This window comes from Neisseria sp. P0004.S004 (genome assembly GCF_051963335.1).
Lineage (GTDB): Bacteria > Pseudomonadota > Gammaproteobacteria > Burkholderiales > Neisseriaceae > Neisseria.
This window is the reverse complement of sequence record NZ_JBQCUK010000013.1, coordinates 19,975-39,476: the sequence shown is the minus strand read 5'-3', so window position 1 is coordinate 39,476 and position 19,502 is coordinate 19,975. Positions and strand designations below refer to the sequence as shown.

Sequence of the window (19,502 nt, the reverse complement as noted above, 5' to 3'; positions counted from 1 at the left end):
GGGGAAATTACAGGTATTTGCGCATCAATTCGCATTCGACGCGGACGGTTTTGTTCAGCTGCAACACGGCAGTACCGAGCGATTCATAACGGTTGAGCCGATAGAAAGGCACGGAATTGAGCGAGGCATACAGTTTGAGAAAGCTGAGGCCTGCATTTCGGGCCATTTCTTCGGCGCGGCTGAGCAGGGCCGTGCCCAAGCCGAGATTGTGGAAGAGCGGATGGACGTATAAGGCGTCCAGTTGCGCTTCTTTGAAATCGACTTGGAAGAAACCTTGAATCAGCCCCTTGTATTCGACCACCCACAAGGCTTTGTTTTTGTCGGAGATGGTTTCCAAATAGCTGTTGATGTCGAGCAGACTTTCCCATGCGTGCATAATGGTTTCGTCGTAACTGCGGATGCAGGCGTATTGAACGGCATGCAGATGGGCATTGTGTATGGCTTGGCAGTCTTTTTCGGTTGCCGGACGGAGGATGGTCAGAAGGCTCATGGCGGATGGTCGGAAAAATTGATTTCAGACGGCCTTTGGCAATCAAAGGCCGTCTGAAAAAAGTGGGTAAGGTTACAGGCTTTGATGTAAGGTTTGTGCGGTTTGGAACGCGTTGTCCGCATCGTTGGCCAAAACGGTAAAGTGGCCCATTTTTCGGCCTTTGCGCGCAGCTTTTTTACCGTAAAGATGCAGATGTGCGTTCGGGTTGCTTTGCAGCGGCAGCCATTCGGGTTCGCCGCCGTCTTCCTTCCAAACGTCGCCCAAAATATTCGCCATACAGCAAGAATTCAGCAATTTAGTGTCAGCCGGAGGCAGGTTGCACATCAGGCGGACCTGTTGCTGGAATTGGTCTGCCGCGCAGGCGTCGATGGTATGGTGGCCGGAGTTGTGCGGACGCGGCGCGATTTCGTTGACGACCAATTCATGTGTATCGCCGACAACAAACATTTCTACCGCCAATACGCCGACGTAGTTCAATTCATCGGCCAAACGCTGCGCCATCTGCCGCGCCTGTTGCTGAATGTCGGCACTCAGTCGGGCTGGGACGATGGAGTAGGCAAGGATGCCGTTTTCGTGAATGTTTTCGGCAGGGTCGAAAGTTTGCACATTATCATTGTTCAGACGGCATACGATAACGGAAATTTCGCCGCGCAAATCCACCATTTTTTCTAAAACGCAATCCACGCCGCCGTGTTCAGCAAACGCGGCTTTGAGTTCATCCAATGTTTTTACGCGGATTTGGCCTTTGCCGTCGTAGCCCAAAGTAGCCGTTTTCAGGATGCCGGGCAGAAATTGTACGCTTTCTTCAGTGATGTCTTCGTCTTTGCAAATTGCTTGATACGGCGCGGTTTGCAGCCCCGCTTTGCGTATCCACGCTTTTTCCTGAATACGGTTTTGCGCGATGGCAACGCAGTCGCCGCTGGGGGAAACATTAGTGTGTTTGGCGAGAAAACGCATCGCGTCGGCATTGACGTTTTCAAACTCGGTCGTAACCGCCGCGCATTTTGCCAATTCTTCCAAAGCGGCCGGGTCATCAAACGGCGCGCACAAATGGCGGTCGGCAAATTCCGCTGCCGGCGCGTCCGGATCGGGATCGAGTACGGTTACTTTGTAGCCCATGGTTTTGGCAGCAACAGTAAACATTCTGCCTAATTGTCCGCCGCCAAGGATGCCGAGCATTGCAGGAGGGAGGATGGGGGATGTGTTCATGGATAATCGCTTTATGAAGAAATTGGGTAGGGTGTTTGCAGGCCGTCTGAACATGGTTTTACAGCTTCAGACGGCCTGATGTTTTAAAGTTTGCCGATAAATTGCGGCGGAACGTTTTCAGTTAACCATACGCCGTTGTCCGCCAGATAAAATTGATGTCCTGCCGCAAGCATGGCGACAGTGTCGATGGTCAATACAACCGGCTTGCCGTGTCGGGAACCGACTTTAACGGCTGTTTCGGCATCGGCAGACAGATGGACAAAATGGCGCGAGGCAGAATGCAAGCCTTGCTCCAAAATAGACGGAACAGAGCGTTCAGCCGTACCGTGATACAAAATCTGAGGAGGCGTCGCCACTTTGTGTTCAACTTGAACTTGTGCCGTCGAATGACCTTGCGCCGCGCGGATACGTTTGCCGTCTTCAGACAGGGTAAACCGTTTTTTATCGTTGTTTTCGACCACTTCCAACAATATTTCGTAGGTCAGCGGATTGCCCGTAAAGCCGCGCTCGGGATGGTTTGCCTGCGTCAGTAGGGTATCAATATCCACCCAGCCGTCTTTATCTAAAGTAATGCCGATTTGCTCGGGATGATGACGTAAGATAAAGCTGAGGAATTTGCTGATGGATTTTAGTTGTTTTTCTTTTAGTATCATAATCTTGTTGTTTAGTCATTTCAGAGCGCAGGCCGTCTGAAAATTATTTATCCAATCCTTCTTGCACCATTTGCGCTGCACGGATTACTGCCCGGGCTTTGTTTTGGGTTTCCTGCCATTCGGATGTCGGGTCGGAATCAGCAACTACGCCTGCGCCGCTTTGGACGAATAGGGTATTGTTTTTAATCACGGCGGTGCGGATGGCAATGGCCAAGTCCATGTCGTTGTTGAAACTCCATACGCCGACTGCGCCGCCGTAGATGCCGCGTTTGCTCGGTTCAACTTCTTCGATGATCTCCATGGCGCGGACTTTGGGGGCGCCGGAGAGTGTGCCGGCGGGGAACGTGGCGGCGAGGATGTCCATGTTGGTCATACCGTCTTTCAGACGGCCTTCGACGTTGGAGACGATGTGCATCACATGGGAGTATTTTTCAATCACCATTTTGTCGGTGACTTTGACTTCGCCGGTTTTACTGATGCGGCCGACGTCGTTGCGTCCTAGGTCAATCAACATGACGTGTTCGGCAATTTCTTTGGCGTCGCTCAGCAGGTCTTGTTCGTTGGCAAGGTCTTCGGCTGGTGTCTTGCCGCGCAGGCGTGTGCCGGCGATAGGGCGGACAATAACATCGTCGCGTTCGCGGCGGACGAGGATTTCGGGCGAAGAGCCGACAATATGGAAATCACCGAAATCGTAGTAGAACATATACGGCGATGGGTTCAGCGTACGCAGGGCGCGGTAGAGGGCAAGCGGATTATCGGTAAATTCCATGCTCATGCGTTGGCTGGGCACAACCTGCATACAGTCGCCTGCAAAGATGTAGTCTTTGATTTTGTTGACGCAGGCTTTGAAAGGTTCTTCGCCAAATTCGCTGACTGCTTGGGTTTGTTTGCTGCCGAGCGAGAGCGGGATGGCGCAACTTTGGCGCAACTGGGTACGGATGTCTTCAAGACGTTCGCGCGCGCGTTCGTAGCCGTTGGCTTGAGACGGATCGGCGTAAACAATCAGGTAGATTTTGCCGCTTAGGTTATCCACTACGGCAAGCTCTTGCGAGAGCATCAGGAGGATGTCGGGCGTACCGAGGGGATCGGCTTTGGCCGTATGTTTCAGGCGGTGGGCAAAATGTTCGAAATTGTAGATGGTTTCATAACCGAAGTAGCCGACCAGGCCGCCGGTAAAGCGCGGCAGGCTTGGGATTTCGGGCGTTTTGAAGCGGTTGTGGAAGGCTTCGATAAAGGGTAGGGGATTACCGTCGTGTTGTTCGACGATTTTGCCGTTTTGATACACATCGACATGTTTGCCGCTGGTTTTGAGATAGTAGCTGCAAGGCAGACCGATAAAGGAATAGCGGCCGAAGCGTTCGCCACCGACAACGGATTCGAGCAGGTAGGTGAAAGGCTTGTTGGCAAGTTTGAGGTAGATTGAGAGCGGTGTATCCAAATCGGCAAGCAGCTCTTGAACGAGTGGAATGCGGTTGTAACCTTGTGCGGCTTGGGCTTGGTATTCTTGTTTGCTGATCATCTTGATAAGTCTTTCAGACGGCCTGTTTCAGGGTGTTAAATCGTGTGAAGAGTATAGCATTTTATTGGAATTGTTGACAGTCTGAGCGTTATGTCAGATATGGAAAACGCCGTCTGAAAAAGACGGCGCGAGGTATCAGGCAAGGGTATTGGAGATTTTGTTTTTTCGGCTCCGTTTCCACTTGAAAACATAAGCGGCAACAACGGGAATCAGGGCAATAATGGATTTGAATGTCCAGCCTGAATACCATGTGCCTTCGGGAACATCGCTTGCAAGCCAAGTGAAGTACGGCCACCAGCAGGCAACCAGGCTGCCGAGGAACAGCGGCCAAATATGACGGCTTAAGTTGCGTTGCCATAAAAGGAAACAGATGGCCGCCCAAACGAAAGTCAGTACGGTAATCAGGAGGATGGTGTAGGCATCTGAAATCAGGATGGCGGCAAAGTAGTAGCTGAGTGCGACCCATAATAGGGCAAGTACCAAAACAATAATTTCTTCCGGGCGTTTAAACATGATTTTTCTCTTTTTAAGACTGACAAGGCGACAATACTATACCCTAAACAAGGTGCGATGATAAGAGTCTTTCAGATGGCCTTGTAATCGGGTTTGCTATAATGTGTGCAATCAATTTTTTGGAAAGGACAAACCATGACGGCAAACTTTCAAGAAACGCTGAAGGCTTTGGGCAAACAGGCGAAAAAGGAAGCTGCGGAGCGGGAGGCGGAAGCGAAGGCTAAAAAGCAGGCGGAAGATGTGGATTTCAGCAAGGCGGTTGGCAAGGTTACGCCGTTGAAAAATGCCGGCAACTATTATGAACAGCCCCGCGATAAATCGCCTATCAAACCGCGACCTAAAGAAATGGCGACTTTGGAGCAGGAAGATTATTTTTATGTGGGCAGCGGCGGCTGGGAAGAACCGCCGGCTTCGTTCAGTAAAAACGGACAGGGGAAAAATGATTTGATGCGTTTGCGAAACGGCCATTATCCCGTGGTGGCGGATGTAGATTTGCACGGCTATACGCAGGAAGAAGCGCAGCAGGTATTGAACGAATTTATTGAGTTTACGAAAAAACGCGGCGTTTGCGGCGAGATTGTCCACGGCAGCGGCTTGGGTTCTGCGGGCTATAAACCAGTTTTGAAAAATATGACGCGCCGCTGGTTGATGCAACATCCTGATGTATTGGCTTATGTCGAGCCTCGACAAGGCAATGATGGCGCAGTCAGAATCTTGTTGAAGCGTCAACGCCGAGACGATGATTGGAAACAGTAAAATATAAAAAGCAGTGTCAGTAAGATGGCACTGCTTTTTTTATGGTTGTCAGTTTAAGAAGATTTCTTTTTGGAAACCGATTCGCAACCTTTTCCATTGGTCATTGTGGTTTTAGAATCTTTGGCAGAATTAATATCAGTGCATTTGTAAGCATTGCCCAAGCTATCCATCCAAACGGAAAGGGTATAGCCTGTTTTTATGGGAATAGCTTTCAAACGATAGGCTCGGCTTGTACTGGCATCAATCATTTCGGCAGAGTATTGGTATTTGTCTGCCAAATCTTTATGGCCTTTGTATGAGGAAATAAAGTCATCCAATTTGGTTTTAATCTCATCAGTTTTCCACTTTGGATTTTTAACCAACTGGTTTTTAAAAGCAGAATTGATGGCGACTAACTCGGCATGCGCTTGTGATTGGTAGCCGCGTTCAATGTAGCGGTTGTAAGAGGGAATGGCAATGACGCTCAGGATGGCTAAGATGGCGACGGCAATCATCATCTCAACCAGCGTAAAGCCTAGTTGTTTGGTAGAGGTGGTATTCATTTTATTATTCGCTGGCAACGTAAGACTGAAGGACGACTTGGGTATTGGCATTCTTACCCCATGCTTTGGCAGTAACGCGGTAGGTAATTCGACCCTCAGTAGTTTTACCTAAATATTCGATAATGTAGCGGGGATTTTTTGCAATGCCGCTATTTTTACCTAGAGAGTATTCTTTACCGTTGGCATCGATGCAAAGATTTTGATTTTTATCACATTTTCTTTTCCAGGCATCTTCCGTAGCGGTTTCTTCGATGGCTTCGCTGTCAGATTTCACGTTAGGTGTGGCGCAAAAACCATCTTTACACTCTTTGGTAAAATTAGTCTTTTTCCCTTCAATATCAAAAATTTGATTTTCACCTTCACGCAATGCGGCTTCGGCCAAGGTGGTTGCCAGTTTGCGGTCGGCATCGTTGGTGCTGATACGCTGTTCGGTATTGTAGGACTGGGTGGCTGTAACCACGAGCAGGGCGATGACGATCATCATCATTAATACGATAAACAAAGCATAGCCTTGCTGCCGGTCAGGTTTAATTAGAGTGATCGGTCGGCGCATACGTTTCCTCCGCGGATGGTGGCATTAATATTGTAGATATCGACTTTATTGTCTTGTTCTTTCGATGGGTCGATACTGCCGTTATTCAGTACGATTTGGATTGAGGCGGGAGACTTGGCTTCAGCTGAGCTATCCAATGCGGTTTTGTAATCAAAGGATTCTGTATTTACTCCGCTGGCAGAGGCATTTTCAGAATGAGGACATTCTGCATAGATATAGTGGATATCCATAGTAGTGATGCCTTTAATCAGGAGCTGCGGATTACTCCATGAGCCATCATTTGATAATTGGAAACGGAACAAACCGCTCTCTTCGCCAAGTTTACCGACAGCGTAGGCAATCATTTCATGCTTCATAATGGCGATACTGCCGTTTTGATCAGAGTCGGTCATTTTCAAAGCCGTTTTTGCCGCATCCAAATCTTTAATTTCTGTTTGAGGTTTGGCAATACCGAAACAGCTGCTGACAATGGCAGTTTTTGCAGCAGGGTTTGCTTTGTCGATTCCATATTGAAACAGCAGGGCTTTGCCGGTTTGAGCAAAGCCTGCATAGCCTAATTTATTGATTTCTTTAATCGGTAACAGATTATTCACACCCGTCGTTTTCAATGTATATTCATCTGAGCTTTTGTCTTCTATCACTGCAGAGGCAGGAAAATTAGACATATTGAAGCAGCCGAAATTGCCTGCCATACGCGCATCGCGGACAATCATATTGGCGGCGTTGCGCAAATCTTGTTGGATACCGATACGGGTGTTGGCAGATTTGTTCAATCCGCGTGCAGTAAAGTAGGTGGAGCTGACCGCCATTAAGACGATCATGCTGAGCAGGCTGGCAACCAGAAATTCAAGGATGCTGAAACCGCGCATCGCGGTTTTATTGGGAATATGGTTGAGTAAGCGTTTATTGTTCATTGTTAGTCTCTTACGCGTGATTGGTAGGTATAGACAACGTGATGCCCCGATGTATTGAGATTTTTTGAAGTATTTTCTTCTTCGACATCTTGCAACCATAAAACTTTCACGATGGTCGTGTCGCCTTTGCCATCGCATTTTGCATTAAACCCCTTTTCGTAAGTCGGTTCTGCACCGGAAGAATCTTTGCAGATGGTCGAGAAAACTTGGGCTTCGGGAAGGGCTTTGGCTAAATCGGCTTTAAACTGGGCAATTTGAGCTTGTGCAAGTTGCGCTTTTGTCATTTTTTCTTTAAATTCATTGGTTTGCTTTGAGTCTTTCAGCTGTTCAGAGCTTGATGTGATGTAAGCATCGTAGGATTTTTTATAACGGGAGGTTTTGTCGCCTGCAGTATCGGTTTCTTCAGAGAGCGTCGGGTTAATGAGCATGCTTTCGATTAGATTTTGTGTAATTTGGGCGACAGTGGTTTGATTTTCAGACTCACGCACGTTGGATACGGTACGCAGTTGGACAGCCAGAAGGGCGAGCACACCGATGGCAAGGACAAACATGGCAATCAAAACTTCAATCAGGGTCATGCCTGATTGAAGTTTTGGGGTAAAGCTTGTTGAGCTCGTTTTCAGACGGCCTTTAAATGATCTGAGATGAGTAGGATTAGTAATGTTCATAAGATACCGTTGTTATTATTTGGAAGAGTATTCGCATATTTTGCGCTCATCGTTTTTAGCACAGATTTCGACATGCCCATTGCCATTGATCAAAAGTACGGTAGCACGGGCTTTCTTGGTTTCAGCATCGGTAGCATATTTATCCGTCAGGCTGATTTTGATGTGGCCGTCTGAAAATTGATAATTCTTTCCATCGGTCGAATGGCCAAATGTACCATTGGGCAGGAATCTCCACCAGACTTCTTTTGAAGCTGAGGTCGAGAGGGCGGAACGGTCATTGCCGATAGGGATATAGTTGAAGCTGTATTCCACTTTGTCGGTATCCCCATTAAGGATAATGGAGCGGACGGATAAATCGACTGTATCGTTTTTATAGTTGGAATCTCCGTTTTTATCGGCGTAGGCCAACATACCATTACCGGCATATTTGGAATCGCAACCATTATTGGGCGAGCCATCGGATTTGATTTTGACCGGGCAGATGTAAACGGGAAGATTGAGACGGACGGCCTCATTTCGCGCGAAACGCAGCAGATTGGCAATTTGCTCTGCTTGCGATGCCGCACGTCTGGAGGCAATCCATTGATTCATATTTGGGAATGCGATGACGGCCATTACTGCTGCAATAGTAATGACGATCAGCAACTCAATTAGGGTGAAGCCTTTTTGTGTCTGATACATGAGTGATTTTTGGGTAGTAATGTGTTGGGGTAACCGACGTTTTCTCTTTTTGCATTTGCTTGTGGCAATGCTTTTGCTTTTATTGGATTTATTCTAAACGATTTTGGAATGCGTGACTAATAAAATATGAAATTCGGTTAGTTTTTCAGATAACCTGTCTCAATCTTCCATCAACATGGATTCTGGAACATAGGCAGCATTATCAAATTTGGTAAATTGGCCCATCCAAGTGAGGAATACTTTCCCGACGGGACCGTTACGGTGTTTGCCGATAATACATTCCGCCAAGCCTTTTGCGGGTGATTCTGAGTTGTAGTATTCATCACGATACATGAACATAATCAAGTCGGCATCTTGTTCGATTGCGCCGGATTCACGCAAGTCGGACATCATCGGGCGTTTGTCGGTACGCTGCTCAACGGTACGGCTCAACTGCGACAGGGCAATGACGGGAACTTGCAACTCTTTAGCCAATGCTTTAAGGGAGCGGGAAATTTCGCCAAGCTCGGAAGCGCGGTTGTCAGAACGGCCGGAGCCTGACATTAATTGCAGGTAGTCGATGACGATCAAGCCCAATTTACCGTTGAACTGGCGCGCAAGACGACGGGCGCGGGCGCGCAGTTCGAGCGCGGTCAAACCCGGCGTTTCATCGATATACATGGGTGCATCGGAGAGTTTAACGACCGCTTCGTTCAGACGGCCCCAGTGTTCGTCTTGTAATCTGCCGGTTTTTAAAACGCTTTGATCCAAACGTCCGACTGAACCCAGCATACGCATAACCAGCTGCGCACCGCCCATCTCCATTGAGAATACAGCGACAGGCAGTTTGCCCTCTACGGCAACGTGTTCGGCGATGTTGATCGAAAAGGCGGTTTTACCCATAGACGGACGGCCTGCGACGATGATCAAATCGCCCGGCTGGAGGCCTGATGTTTTTTTGTCGAGGTCAATAAAACCTGTCGATATGCCGGTTACCTCGTCAGGATTGTCACGCGAATAAAGCATATCGATGCGCTCGACCACTTCTTTCAAAAGGTCGGGCATCTCAAGGAAGCCTTGTTTGGATTTGGCGGTACTTTCGGCGATTTGGAATACTTTGTTTTCCGCCTCGTCCAAAAGCTGGCCTGCATCGCGCCCTTGCGGATTGTATGCGCTGCGTGCAATTTCCGTGCCGACTTCGGCAAGCTGGCGCATGATGGAACGTTCGCGCACGATTTCGGCGTAGCGGCGGATATTGGCAGCGGATGGCGTGTTTTGCGCCAGCGTAATCAGATAGTTGAATCCGCCTGCCGCTTCCAATTCTTCATTGCGTTCCAAACTTTCTTGAACAGTAATGACATCGGCAGGGCGACTTTCGTTAATCAGGTTAGCAATAGCACGAAAAATCAGGCGGTGTTCGTGGCGGTAGAAATCCTCGCCGGAAACGACATCGGCAATACGGTCCCAAGCAGAATTTTCCAGCATCAGGCCGCCCAAAACGGATTGCTCCGCTTCTGTGGAATGCGGCGGCAAGGATAATGCGCTGATTTCACGGTCTTCAGACGGCATGTCGGAATAATTGCTCATGACGGGCATCTCTGGCTGGAAAATTGTAATCCGCTATTATAACGCAGTGTAAGTTTAATTGGTTTGTTTAGGCTAAAGCAGGTAAAATAGTCATGTTGTCAATATGACGACGCACACTACCAAAATATAAATATCAACAATCAGGAGCACAAAAATGGAACATAAGCTGCCACAACTGCCTTATGAACTGGACGCATTGTCCCCACATCTGACCAAAGAAACTTTGGAGTTCCACTACGGCAAACACCATCAAACCTACATCACTAACTTGAACAATCAAATCAAAGGCACTGAGTTTGAAGAAATGCCTTTGGAAGAAATCGTAAAAAAATCTTCCGGCGGTATGTTCAACAACGCTGCCCAAACTTGGAACCACACTTTCTACTGGCTGGGCTTTACCCCTAAAGGCCAAGGCAAACCTGCCGGTGAATTGGCTGCGGCCATCGACGCCAAATGGGGCAGCTTCGAGAAATTCCAAGAAGCGTTCAATGCCTGCGCGGCCGGTACTTTCGGTTCCGGTTGGGCATGGTTGGTGAAAACGCCTGCCGGAGAATTGGATCTGGTTTCTACTTCCAATGCAGGTACTCCGCTGACTACTGAAAATACTCCGCTGTTGACTTGTGACGTATGGGAACACGCCTACTACATCGACTACCGCAACAGCCGTCCTAACTACCTGAAAGGTTTTTGGGAAATCGTTAACTGGGATGAAGTTGTCAAACGCTTCGCCGCATAAAACGATATGAATGAAAAGGCCGTCTGAAAGATTTTCAGACGGCCTTTTTGTTGATATTGGATGAGGAAAATGGTTTGGATGAATGTTTTTTCTGTCTGATGCGCAAAATTATCATGGAGCGGACAAAAAGGAAAATGGGAGATTAATGTTACAATATTGTTAACAATTTTTTGATTCCACATGATATGGAATCAGCGTTTGACATACATAAGATAAGAGGATTTTATGAAGTTTTTAGACCGTGAGGCGACCATTGCCCAACCCGGCTTTAATCGTTGGCTGGTACCGCCTGCCGCTTTGGCCGTGCATCTTGCCATCGGGCAGATATACGCTTATTCCGTGTTTAATGCGCCTTTAACCAAGCTTATCGGTATCACTGAGTCGGCTGCCGGAGATTGGAAGCTGACCACGGTGGGTTGGATTTTCAGTATTGCCTTGGCGATGCTGGGCGCGTCTGCGGCCATGTTCGGTACATGGATGGAACGCGTTGGGCCGCGTAAGGCGATGTTTGTTGCCGCCTGCTGCTTTAGCTTGGGCTTTTTTGTATCGGCAATCGGCGTCCATACGCACAATCTGTTTTTGCTTTATTTGGGCAACGGCGTGATTGGCGGGATTGGTTTGGGCTTGGGCTATATTGGGCCTGTATCGACATTGATGAAATGGTTTCCCGATAAACCGGGCATGGCGACAGGCTTGGCGATTATGGGTTTTGGCGGCGGCGCGATGTTGGCCTCGCCTTTGTCGGTATCGCTGATGAGTTTTTTCTCCAGTGAAACTTCGGTTGGCGTCGCGCAGACTTTTGTGGTTTTAGGGTTGTTTTATTTGGTGTTGATGATGTTCGGCGCGTTTACGATCCGTGTACCTGCCGATGGCTGGAAACCTAAAGGTTATGTTGCGCCGAAAAACAAAAGCAAATTGGTCAGCAGCAATCATGTCAATGTCTCACAAGCCATGAAAACGCCGCAATTTTGGCTCTTGTTTTGGGTGTTGTGTTTGAATGTGACAGCCGGTATTGGTGTGTTGGGACAGGCTTCCGTCATGATTCAGGAGCTGTTTTCCGAGGCATCTGTAGGAAAACAAGCGGCCATTGGTGCGGGCGCAGCGGCAGGTTTTGTGAGCCTGTTGAGCCTGTTTAATATGGGTGGCCGCTTTTTGTGGTCCAGCGTGTCCGATAAAATCGGCCGTAAAAACACTTATACTATTTTCTTCGTGCTCGGCTCGCTGTTGTATTTTGCCATTCCGTCTATTGGCGGAAGCGGTAACAAGGCTTTGTTTGTCATAGGTTTCTGCGTCATTATTTCCATGTATGGCGGCGGTTTTGCAGCGATTCCGGCGTATTTGAAGGATTTGTTCGGCACTTATCAAGTCGGTGCAATCCACGGCAGGATTTTGCTGGCATGGTCAACTGCGGCCGTTATTGGCCCGGTATTGGTTAACTATATCCGCCAAAGTCAAATTGAAAGCGGCGTTCCGGCTGCCGAGGCTTATAGCATTACCATGTACATCATGGCGGGTTTGTTGATTGTCGGTTTGCTGTGTAACTTGAGTGTCCGCTCGGTTCATGAAAAGCATCACGAGAAAGACATTAAAGTAGCGGCCCATAGCCGTAATCCCGATGATGAAACCGCTGTATCCGATGCCTATCTGATTAGCAAAAAAGTATCAGCGGGCGGTATCGGCGTATGGTGGCGCTGGGCTTTGGTCTGCATTCCTTTGGGCTACGGCGTTATTATGGTGTTTGTGAAAGCCTTAAGTTTGTTTAATTGATTGTTGAAAATGAAAGGCCGTCTGAAAGTTTCAGACGGCCTTTTCATATATGTTGAACAATTAATCTTTTGATACGCTGATGGTATGCTTGATATGTTTTAAATTCGCAACGATGGTAAAAGTCATCATCACCAATAAAGCCCATGAGCTCCATTTGCTGATGTGTACCGATGCCCACGCGCCGATTTGGTTGGGATAGCGCCAAACGCCGAATAAAGTTCCTAAATTTTCCGCCAGCCAAATGAAAAATCCAATCAGGACGAAAGCAAGCAGGAGTGGCATTTTGCGAGTGGTGTCATAGGGCGTGTACAAGACTGTCGTCCGGGCGTATAGGCCGAGAGCAAAGGCTGCGAGATACCAGCGATAGTCGCCGATATAGTGATGAGTGAAAAAATTGATATAAATCGCCAGCGCGCACAAAGTGCCCAACCAATATGGCGGATGGCTTTTGATTTTGAGGTCAAACAGCCGCCATGCTTGGATAATATAGCTGCCGACCGCGGCATACATAAAGCCAGCAAACAGCGGTACGCCGCCGATTTTGGTATATGCTTCTTCCGGATAGCTCCAGGATTGGATACCGCCCGATGTTTTGAACCACTCTAAAGTAAAGCCGACCAAGTGAAACAACGTAATCGATTTTACTTCGTCCCAAGTTTCCAGCTTGAAATACAGCATGGCTGCTTGCACGGAGACGGCAAAAATCAGCAGCAGGTCATAGCGCGAAATTCCCAGCCAACCTGTTTTCGGAATAAGAAACATAGCAATGAAAAACAAGCCTGCAAATAAGCAGGCTCGTGCTTCTTTCAAACCGAAAAACCAAAATTCAACGATAAAGCGTCGCCAACCATGCAAATCCTTGCGTTTGGGATGCTCAGTCAGCCAAGTATCCAGTTTGCCCAACATATTTTCAGACGGCCTCTTTATCTTGATAATGTTTTAGGCAGACTGAATCGGAATGACACGGTTTTGCTTACGTTTTGCACCACCTTCGCAGTAGTTGGTTTTGACATAATCTTCAACGATTTGCAAAAACTCGGCAGCGATATTGTCGCCTTTGAGGGTCACTTTGCGTTCGCCGTCTACATAAACCGGCGCAACCGGTGTTTCTCCAGTGCCTGGCAGACTGATACCGATATCGGCAAGCTTGCTCTCGCCCGGACCATTGACTACGCAACCCATTACGGCAACGTTCAATGATTCAACGCCTGGATACTCAGTGCGCCAAACAGTCATTTTTTGGCGTAAATAGTTTTGTACGTCTTGCGCCAATTCTTGGAATACGGTACTGGTGGTACGGCCGCAACCCGGGCAGGCTGTAACCATTGGCGTAAAGGAGCGCAAGCCCATGGTTTGCAGGATTTCCTGACCGACAACGACTTCCTGAGTGCGCGAACTGCCAGGCTCAGGAGTCAGGGAAATTCGAATGGTGTCGCCGATACCCTCTTGCAGCAATACGGCCAAGGCAGCGGTAGATGCCACAATACCTTTGCTGCCCATGCCGGCCTCAGTCAGACCGAGATGGAGCGGATAGCGGCAACGGCTGCCCAATTCGCGATAAACCTGAATCAAGTCTTGTACGGCGCTGACCTTGCACGACAAAATGATTTTATCTTCAGGCAAGCCCAAAGCCACGGCTTTTTCTGCCGACTCCAGTGCTGAAACAATCAAAGCTTCTTTCATGATTTCTTCAGGCGGCTTCGGTGTGGCAGAAGCTAGGTTGGAATCCATCATGCGCTTGGCAAGGCTTTGATCAAGCGAACCCCAGTTTACACCGATGCGTACGGCTTTATTGTTTTCTGCCGCTGTACGAATCATAAAGGCAAATTTCTCATCGCCTTTTGCGCCTTTGCCGACATTGCCCGGGTTGATGCGGTATTTAGACAGGGCCTTTCCGCACTCGGGAAATTCAGCCAATAAGCGTTCGCCATTGAAATGGAAGTCGCCGATCAGGGGCGTAGTGTAACCCATATCGTCTAAGCGGCTGCGGATTTCGGCGACTTTGGAAGCCGCTTCCGGAGTATTGACCGTGATACGTACCATTTCCGAGCCGGCATCGCTCAACTCTTTGACCTGTCGGGCGGTTGCTTCTGCATCTGCGGTGTCGGTATTGGTCATAGATTGCACAACAACGGGCGCATCCGAACCAACGATGAGATGATCGATTTGTACTTGATGTGTCAGACGGCGTTTAGGTGTGGTCATTTTAGTTTTTTCCTGCAACAAAAGAGGCGGATTTTTCACCGGCAACACGGTGTTTTAAAGGTTCGATTGGTGTGCCGCCGTAATTGGCTTCCGAACCGGCTGCAATACCGATCCAAACATTATAAGGCGCGCCGCCTCTCAGACGATGTTCGCTTCCGGCCGGAACAATGCGGCTGAATACTACTTTTCCATCTTTGTCTGCAATAATCAGATTGCTTCGGTATTGGACTTTAATCCACAGTTCGTCTTTCTCGACTTTGACGGCAGGTTTTTCTTCTACAACGGCAGAAGCTGCTGAAGCTGCTTGTTCATTGACGGCTTCAGGCTTATTGGTAATTTCTTTTTTACTGTCTTCGGTCATTTCGCTAACGGCAACATTATCCGTTTTCAAAGCAGGCGTTTTCATCGTATCGGCAACATCTTTGCTGTTTTGAATATTTGCCTGTTCGTTTTCATAGCTGGATTTACTTTGCCAAAAGTAAACACCGCCTATTGCTAAAGCCAATGCAGCTGCCCCCAATATCCATTTAGGGAAACCCTGTTTTTCAGCATCTTCATAGCTCAAGCCGCTGTTGGTGCTGCGTGTTACTGCATATACATGGTCTTCAAGTTGCGGAGTAATCGAGTGCAAATGTTTGGTGATGGTTTGTTCATCGATTTTGAGGAATCGTGCATATGAACGAAGATAGCCTGAGACGAAGACCAGGCCCGGAAAATTTGAATATTCCCCTTTTTCCAAGGCGTTAATTTGTTCGGCAGACAGTTTTAAACGTGAAGCAACATCTTCGATATCGATTTTGACATCAGTTCTGTGTTTGCGTAATTCATCCCCCAGTGTTTTGGCGGCTTGTGTGTCGTAGTTGATTTTATCGTTATTTTCCATTTAGTGGCCTGTTGTAACAGTTTGTAGTTCGTCAGAATAAGGGAAGTTTGCCCTAAGCTGGGCTTCGTATTCGTATGCGGCGTGTTTATTGCCCAAGGCAGTGGCCAAGCGCCAGCCTAAAAGCAAATCGTCAGCCTGCAGGACATCGACTTTGCTTTGGTATTGACGGAAATAATAGTCGGCATCGTTCAGATTGCCTGCCATCATTTTGGTTCGGGCAAGCTCTTTGAAAGCAGGGAAGAATTGTGGATTGGCTGCCAAAGACCTTTCCAAATAGGCTTGAGCCAAAGAGTATTGGCCTAACCTTGCGCTGCAAATGCCTTTATTCATATTGGCAATAAAGGGGCTCGGGTAGGTTGGGTCGGCCAGTGCCTTATCAAAATAAGCCATAGATTCGGCAGGTGCATTCATTTGATTGCATAAGAACCAACCGTAATTGTTGTTAACTTCAGCACTATCCGGTTTTAAAGACAATGCTTTAAGAAAGCTTTCCTGAGCTTTATCGCGGACTTTCAGATATTGATAAATTTCAGCGCGTACCAGCCAAGCAATATCGTTTTTTGAATTGAATTTAAGCGCCTCTTCGATACTTTCGGTAGCTTGGCGGTAGTTTTGGCCGCGCATATATTCCACGGCAAGCTGGGTTTTGATATTGGAAACCTGAATGGCACGTTCTTTGGGGCTTGGTCCGGAAGAGGAAGCGCAGGCAGAAAGAGTCAGTGCGGTAAGTAAAGCGAATCCGAACTTGATTTTCATAATTAACCTTATTGTTCGACCAAAATCTGTTGCCATTTTTGTTGGCGGCGTGTTTTATCTTGTACTTGTCCGGCCAATTGTCCGCAAGCGGCATCGATATCGTCGCCGCGGGTTTTGCGGACAGTAACGACAAAGCCGGCTTGTTGCAGAATATCGCGGAAGACACGGATATTTTCATTGGTAGAACGTTCGTAGCCGGAATTTGGGAAAGGATTGAACGGAATCAGATTGAATTTACATGGTACGTCTTTAACCAATTCAATCAATTCACGCGCATGTTGTGCTTTATCATTGATACCGTCGAGCATAACGTATTCAAAGGTAATAAAGTCGCGGGGGGCTTTGACCAGATAACGTTGACAAGCCGCCATCAATTCTTTGAGTGGGTATTTTTTGTTGAGTGGAACAATTTGATCGCGCACTTCATCGTTGGATGCGTGTAAAGATACGGCCAAAGCAACAGGCATTGCATCACGCAGTCTGTCCATTTGTGGAACCATGCCCGAAGTGGAAACAGTTACACGACGGCGGCTCAAGCCGTAGCCGTGATCATCCAACATAATGCTCAAAGCGGTAACAACATTGTCAAAGTTTGCCATGGGTTCGCCCATGCCCATCATCACCACGTTGGAGATAACGCGTTCATTTTTAGGGGTAACGCCCATGGCTTTATTGGCCCACCAAAGCTGGCCGATAATTTCTGCGGCAGTCAGATTGCGGTTGAAACCTTGTCGTCCGGTAGAGCAGAAGGTGCATTCCAATGCGCAACCTACCTGGGAAGAGATGCACAAAGTGCCGCGTTCGGCTTCGGGAATGAAGACGGTTTCTACACCGTTGCCCGTGCCGACATCCAGCAACCATTTGCGTGTGCCATCCGTAGATTCTTGTGCCATCATTAATTTAGGCACTTCGATTGTGGCTTGTTCATTCAGCTTGGCGCGCAATGATTTGGCCAAGTCAGTCATTTCTTCAAAGTTTTGTGCACCGGCTTGATGCATCCAACGCATTACCTGCTTGGCGCGGAAAGGTTTTTCACCCATTTCGGCAAAGTGTTGCGTCAGTCCGTTTAAATCGTAATTCAGTAGATTGGTTTTCATGTATTTTTATGTTTCTCAATAAAGCTTTTAAAGTAAAGAGGCTTATCGGTCAGCTTTGCTTTAAAAGCCTTTAGGGGTTTCAGACGGCCTGTCATTTGCAGGGCATACAAAGCAGTTTTGCCGTCCGATATGGAATCGGACGGCCGTAAAGCGGCTACAGGCTTTTTGCTTTTATCGTGGGCAGATTTCGCTTTGGCTGAAAAAGTAGGCAATTTCAATCGCAGCGTTTTCCACGCTGTCAGAACCGTGTACAGCATTGACGCTGACAGATTCTGCAAAGTCGGCGCGGATTGTACCTGGAGCGGCATCAGCCGGATTGGTTGCGCCCATCAATTCACGATTTTTAGCAACGGCGTTTTCACCTTCCAATACTTGAATCATGACGGGATTGCGTGTCATGAATTTAACTAAGTCTTCGTAAAAAGGGCGGCCTTTATGTACGGCATAAAACTCTTTTGCTTCGCGCTCAGACAGCTGTTTCATTTTTGCCGCAATAATGCGCAGGCCGTTTTCTTCAAAGCGGCTGTAAATCTTGCCGATGACGTTTTTTTCTACCGCATCGGGTTTGATGATGGAAATCGTACGTTCGATGGCCATATTATGTCCTTGTTTTTATTGAAAGGTAAGTTGTCGTAACCCAAAGGCAAGGGGAGTGTATTTTACCAAATTTCGCCCTTTTTTGGGAAAGGCATTATTTGCTTAAAGTCAGGTGCGGTTGCTCCAAATAGACTTCGGACTGCATTTCGACCATACGGCTGGCTGTACGGGTAAATTCTTCGGCAAAATCGCCTTCAACATAAATATCGTTTACGCCAACGGCACTGGTGGCGCACAATTTCACGCGGAAGTCATATAAAACGTCAATCAACCATGTCAGACGGCGTGCTTCTGCTTTTTCTTGAGGGGTCAGGCGTTCCAATCCCGATAGAAAAACCATCTCGTAATGTTCGGCCAAATAAAGATAGTCGGCTTGTGATCGCGGGCCGAAACACAATGCACGGAAATCAAACCAGATGGCGCGTTCCGACTGGGCTTTATGAGGAATTTCCCGTCCATGAATAATGCTGATTCCCGGATTCAATTCAGAGATTCCGCTCATTTCTTTAAATAAAGCGGCCAGTTTTTGTTCGTTTTCTTCATTATTGGGTACAAAGAAAATTTCGGCAGGGCGTAATGTGCGCAATCGGTAATCTTCGCCGCCATCTACATTTAAAACGGTCAGGTTAGATTCGATAAGGGCGATGGTTGGCAGAAAGCTGCTGCGGTTTTGGCCTTGAGGATAGAGTTCTGATGGAGCGTAGTTGGAAGTGGCCACCAAAACAACACCTTCGCTCAGCAGGTTTTCCAATAGACGGCCTAAAATCATCGCATCGGCAATGTCGCTGACGTGAAATTCATCAAAGCATAATACGCGTGTTTCTTTGGCAATTTCTGCTGCAACGGCTTTTAAAGGATTTGCTTCGCTCTTTAAAGTTTTCAGCCGTTGATGAATTTCGGCCATAAAGGCATGGAAATGCACGCGGCGCTTACGGCGATAAGGGAGGCAGCCAAAAAAAGCGTCCATCAGGAAACTTTTACCGCGTCCTACGCCGCCATAAAAATAGAGTCCTTTAGGCACTTGAGGGGAACGCAGGCTGCGGCCGAGAAAACGGTTGCGTTTGCGTTTGAACATCATCAGCTCGGTCCACAAGCGATCCAAATACTCAATGGCTCGTGCTTGTGCTTCGTCACGGATGAAGTTGGGTTGTTCGGCGGCGGCCTGATACCAAGTCAATGGGCTGTGGTTTTCAAATGGCGGTGGCGTAAATAGTTGGTCTCTATTGCTCATGTATAACCTTTATTATGTTTTGCTGGCGATAGTCGAAACATCATCCGCAATAATATGGACAGTAGTCGGAATGATGTTCTCATTATGGAATAGTCGGTCTATTATAAATGATTTCAGACGGCCTGCGTTTTTTGCAAAGGCTTTGTTGTCAATATAGTTGGAAAAG

Annotated in this window: 21 protein-coding genes; 3 read left to right on the top strand and 18 right to left on the bottom strand. The window is 47.8% G+C overall.

The annotated features are described in order from the left end of the window. Window positions 1-7: 7 nt before the first annotated feature. The 5 genes from ACTHRY_RS10375 to ACTHRY_RS10355 all read right to left on the bottom strand — a co-directional run bounded on the left by ACTHRY_RS10375 (window position 8) and on the right by ACTHRY_RS10355 (window position 4,384). The gene (locus ACTHRY_RS10375; protein WP_003747064.1) at window positions 8-490 is read right to left on the bottom strand and encodes a GNAT family N-acetyltransferase; all 483 of its coding nucleotides are present in this window, start codon (window positions 488-490) and stop codon (window positions 8-10) included. Between the two features lie 72 nt (window positions 491-562). After that, window positions 563-1,699 carry a 5-(carboxyamino)imidazole ribonucleotide synthase gene (locus ACTHRY_RS10370; RefSeq protein ID WP_049322687.1) on the bottom strand — a complete coding sequence of 379 codons (1,137 nt, stop codon included), beginning with the start codon at window positions 1,697-1,699 and terminating at the stop codon, window positions 563-565. Window positions 1,700-1,782: 83 nt separating this feature from the next. After that, window positions 1,783-2,352, bottom strand: coding sequence for an RNA 2'-phosphotransferase (locus tag ACTHRY_RS10365; protein ID WP_440374229.1), 570 nt, complete (start codon window positions 2,350-2,352; stop codon window positions 1,783-1,785). 43 nt (window positions 2,353-2,395) lie between these two features. After that, window positions 2,396-3,871 (bottom strand): anthranilate synthase component I, encoded by a 1,476-nt coding sequence (gene trpE / locus ACTHRY_RS10360; protein WP_440374228.1) that lies wholly within the window; start codon window positions 3,869-3,871, stop codon window positions 2,396-2,398. A 135-nt stretch (window positions 3,872-4,006) separates the two neighbouring features. After that, complete coding sequence (locus tag ACTHRY_RS10355; RefSeq protein WP_036490612.1) at window positions 4,007-4,384, bottom strand: hypothetical protein; 378 nt, start codon at window positions 4,382-4,384, stop codon at window positions 4,007-4,009. A gap of 135 nt (window positions 4,385-4,519) precedes the next feature. On the opposite strand from ACTHRY_RS10355, the gene ACTHRY_RS10350 reads away from it, so the two are divergent. Beyond that, the gene (locus ACTHRY_RS10350) at window positions 4,520-5,140 is read left to right on the top strand and encodes a Smr/MutS family protein (protein ID WP_036490614.1); all 621 of its coding nucleotides are present in this window, start codon (window positions 4,520-4,522) and stop codon (window positions 5,138-5,140) included. Between the two features lie 53 nt (window positions 5,141-5,193). Here ACTHRY_RS10350 and ACTHRY_RS10345 read toward each other — a convergent pair whose 3' ends face one another. The 6 genes from ACTHRY_RS10345 to dnaB all read right to left on the bottom strand — a co-directional run bounded on the left by ACTHRY_RS10345 (window position 5,194) and on the right by dnaB (window position 10,064). Then, window positions 5,194-5,682: a PilX family type IV pilin gene (locus ACTHRY_RS10345; protein ID WP_036490616.1), complete on the bottom strand. Its 489-nt coding sequence runs from the start codon at window positions 5,680-5,682 to the stop codon at window positions 5,194-5,196. 4 nt (window positions 5,683-5,686) lie between these two features. Then, window positions 5,687-6,235: a pilus assembly PilX family protein gene (locus ACTHRY_RS10340; RefSeq protein WP_036490618.1), complete on the bottom strand. Its 549-nt coding sequence runs from the start codon at window positions 6,233-6,235 to the stop codon at window positions 5,687-5,689. Further along, window positions 6,214-7,149, bottom strand: coding sequence for a PilW family protein (locus ACTHRY_RS10335; RefSeq protein ID WP_036490620.1), 936 nt, complete (start codon window positions 7,147-7,149; stop codon window positions 6,214-6,216). Before ACTHRY_RS10335 ends, ACTHRY_RS10340 begins: the two co-directional genes overlap by 22 nt. 2 nt (window positions 7,150-7,151) lie before the next feature. Continuing rightward, complete coding sequence (gene pilV / locus ACTHRY_RS10330; RefSeq protein WP_193388258.1) at window positions 7,152-7,817, bottom strand: type IV pilus modification protein PilV; 666 nt, start codon at window positions 7,815-7,817, stop codon at window positions 7,152-7,154. 15 nt (window positions 7,818-7,832) lie between these two features. Continuing rightward, on the bottom strand, window positions 7,833-8,498 hold the full coding sequence (locus tag ACTHRY_RS10325) for a pilus assembly FimT family protein (protein WP_049322678.1): 666 nt from the start codon (window positions 8,496-8,498) through the stop codon (window positions 7,833-7,835). A 159-nt stretch (window positions 8,499-8,657) separates the two neighbouring features. Then, window positions 8,658-10,064 carry a replicative DNA helicase gene (gene dnaB / locus ACTHRY_RS10320; protein WP_036490624.1) on the bottom strand — a complete coding sequence of 469 codons (1,407 nt, stop codon included), beginning with the start codon at window positions 10,062-10,064 and terminating at the stop codon, window positions 8,658-8,660. Between the two features lie 154 nt (window positions 10,065-10,218). Between dnaB and ACTHRY_RS10315 the strand changes: the two genes are divergently transcribed. Continuing rightward, window positions 10,219-10,800 carry a superoxide dismutase gene (locus ACTHRY_RS10315; RefSeq protein WP_049322677.1) on the top strand — a complete coding sequence of 194 codons (582 nt, stop codon included), beginning with the start codon at window positions 10,219-10,221 and terminating at the stop codon, window positions 10,798-10,800. Between the two features lie 225 nt (window positions 10,801-11,025). Then, window positions 11,026-12,567 (top strand): L-lactate MFS transporter, encoded by a 1,542-nt coding sequence (locus tag ACTHRY_RS10310; protein ID WP_049322676.1) that lies wholly within the window; start codon window positions 11,026-11,028, stop codon window positions 12,565-12,567. A 60-nt stretch (window positions 12,568-12,627) separates the two neighbouring features. Here ACTHRY_RS10310 and ACTHRY_RS10305 read toward each other — a convergent pair whose 3' ends face one another. The 7 genes from ACTHRY_RS10305 to zapE form a co-directional block, all read right to left on the bottom strand. Next, window positions 12,628-13,473 (bottom strand): DUF817 domain-containing protein, encoded by an 846-nt coding sequence (locus tag ACTHRY_RS10305; protein ID WP_049359783.1) that lies wholly within the window; start codon window positions 13,471-13,473, stop codon window positions 12,628-12,630. Between the two features lie 33 nt (window positions 13,474-13,506). Then, the gene (ispG, locus tag ACTHRY_RS10300; protein ID WP_049322674.1) at window positions 13,507-14,772 is read right to left on the bottom strand and encodes a flavodoxin-dependent (E)-4-hydroxy-3-methylbut-2-enyl-diphosphate synthase; all 1,266 of its coding nucleotides are present in this window, start codon (window positions 14,770-14,772) and stop codon (window positions 13,507-13,509) included. A gap of 1 nt (window position 14,773) precedes the next feature. Beyond that, entirely contained in the window at window positions 14,774-15,655 is an 882-nt protein-coding gene (locus ACTHRY_RS10295; protein WP_049322673.1) for a helix-turn-helix domain-containing protein, read from the bottom strand. Then, entirely contained in the window at window positions 15,656-16,411 is a 756-nt protein-coding gene (pilW, locus tag ACTHRY_RS10290; protein ID WP_003683469.1) for a type IV pilus biogenesis/stability protein PilW, read from the bottom strand. It lies immediately after the preceding gene. Window positions 16,412-16,419: 8 nt separating this feature from the next. Then, window positions 16,420-17,508 carry a 23S rRNA (adenine(2503)-C(2))-methyltransferase RlmN gene (rlmN, locus tag ACTHRY_RS10285; protein WP_003683577.1) on the bottom strand — a complete coding sequence of 363 codons (1,089 nt, stop codon included), beginning with the start codon at window positions 17,506-17,508 and terminating at the stop codon, window positions 16,420-16,422. Window positions 17,509-17,679: 171 nt separating this feature from the next. Continuing rightward, window positions 17,680-18,105: a nucleoside-diphosphate kinase gene (gene ndk, locus ACTHRY_RS10280; protein ID WP_003747024.1), complete on the bottom strand. Its 426-nt coding sequence runs from the start codon at window positions 18,103-18,105 to the stop codon at window positions 17,680-17,682. 94 nt (window positions 18,106-18,199) lie between these two features. Beyond that, window positions 18,200-19,336: a cell division protein ZapE gene (zapE, locus tag ACTHRY_RS10275; RefSeq protein ID WP_049322672.1), complete on the bottom strand. Its 1,137-nt coding sequence runs from the start codon at window positions 19,334-19,336 to the stop codon at window positions 18,200-18,202. Window positions 19,337-19,502 lie beyond the last annotated feature (166 nt).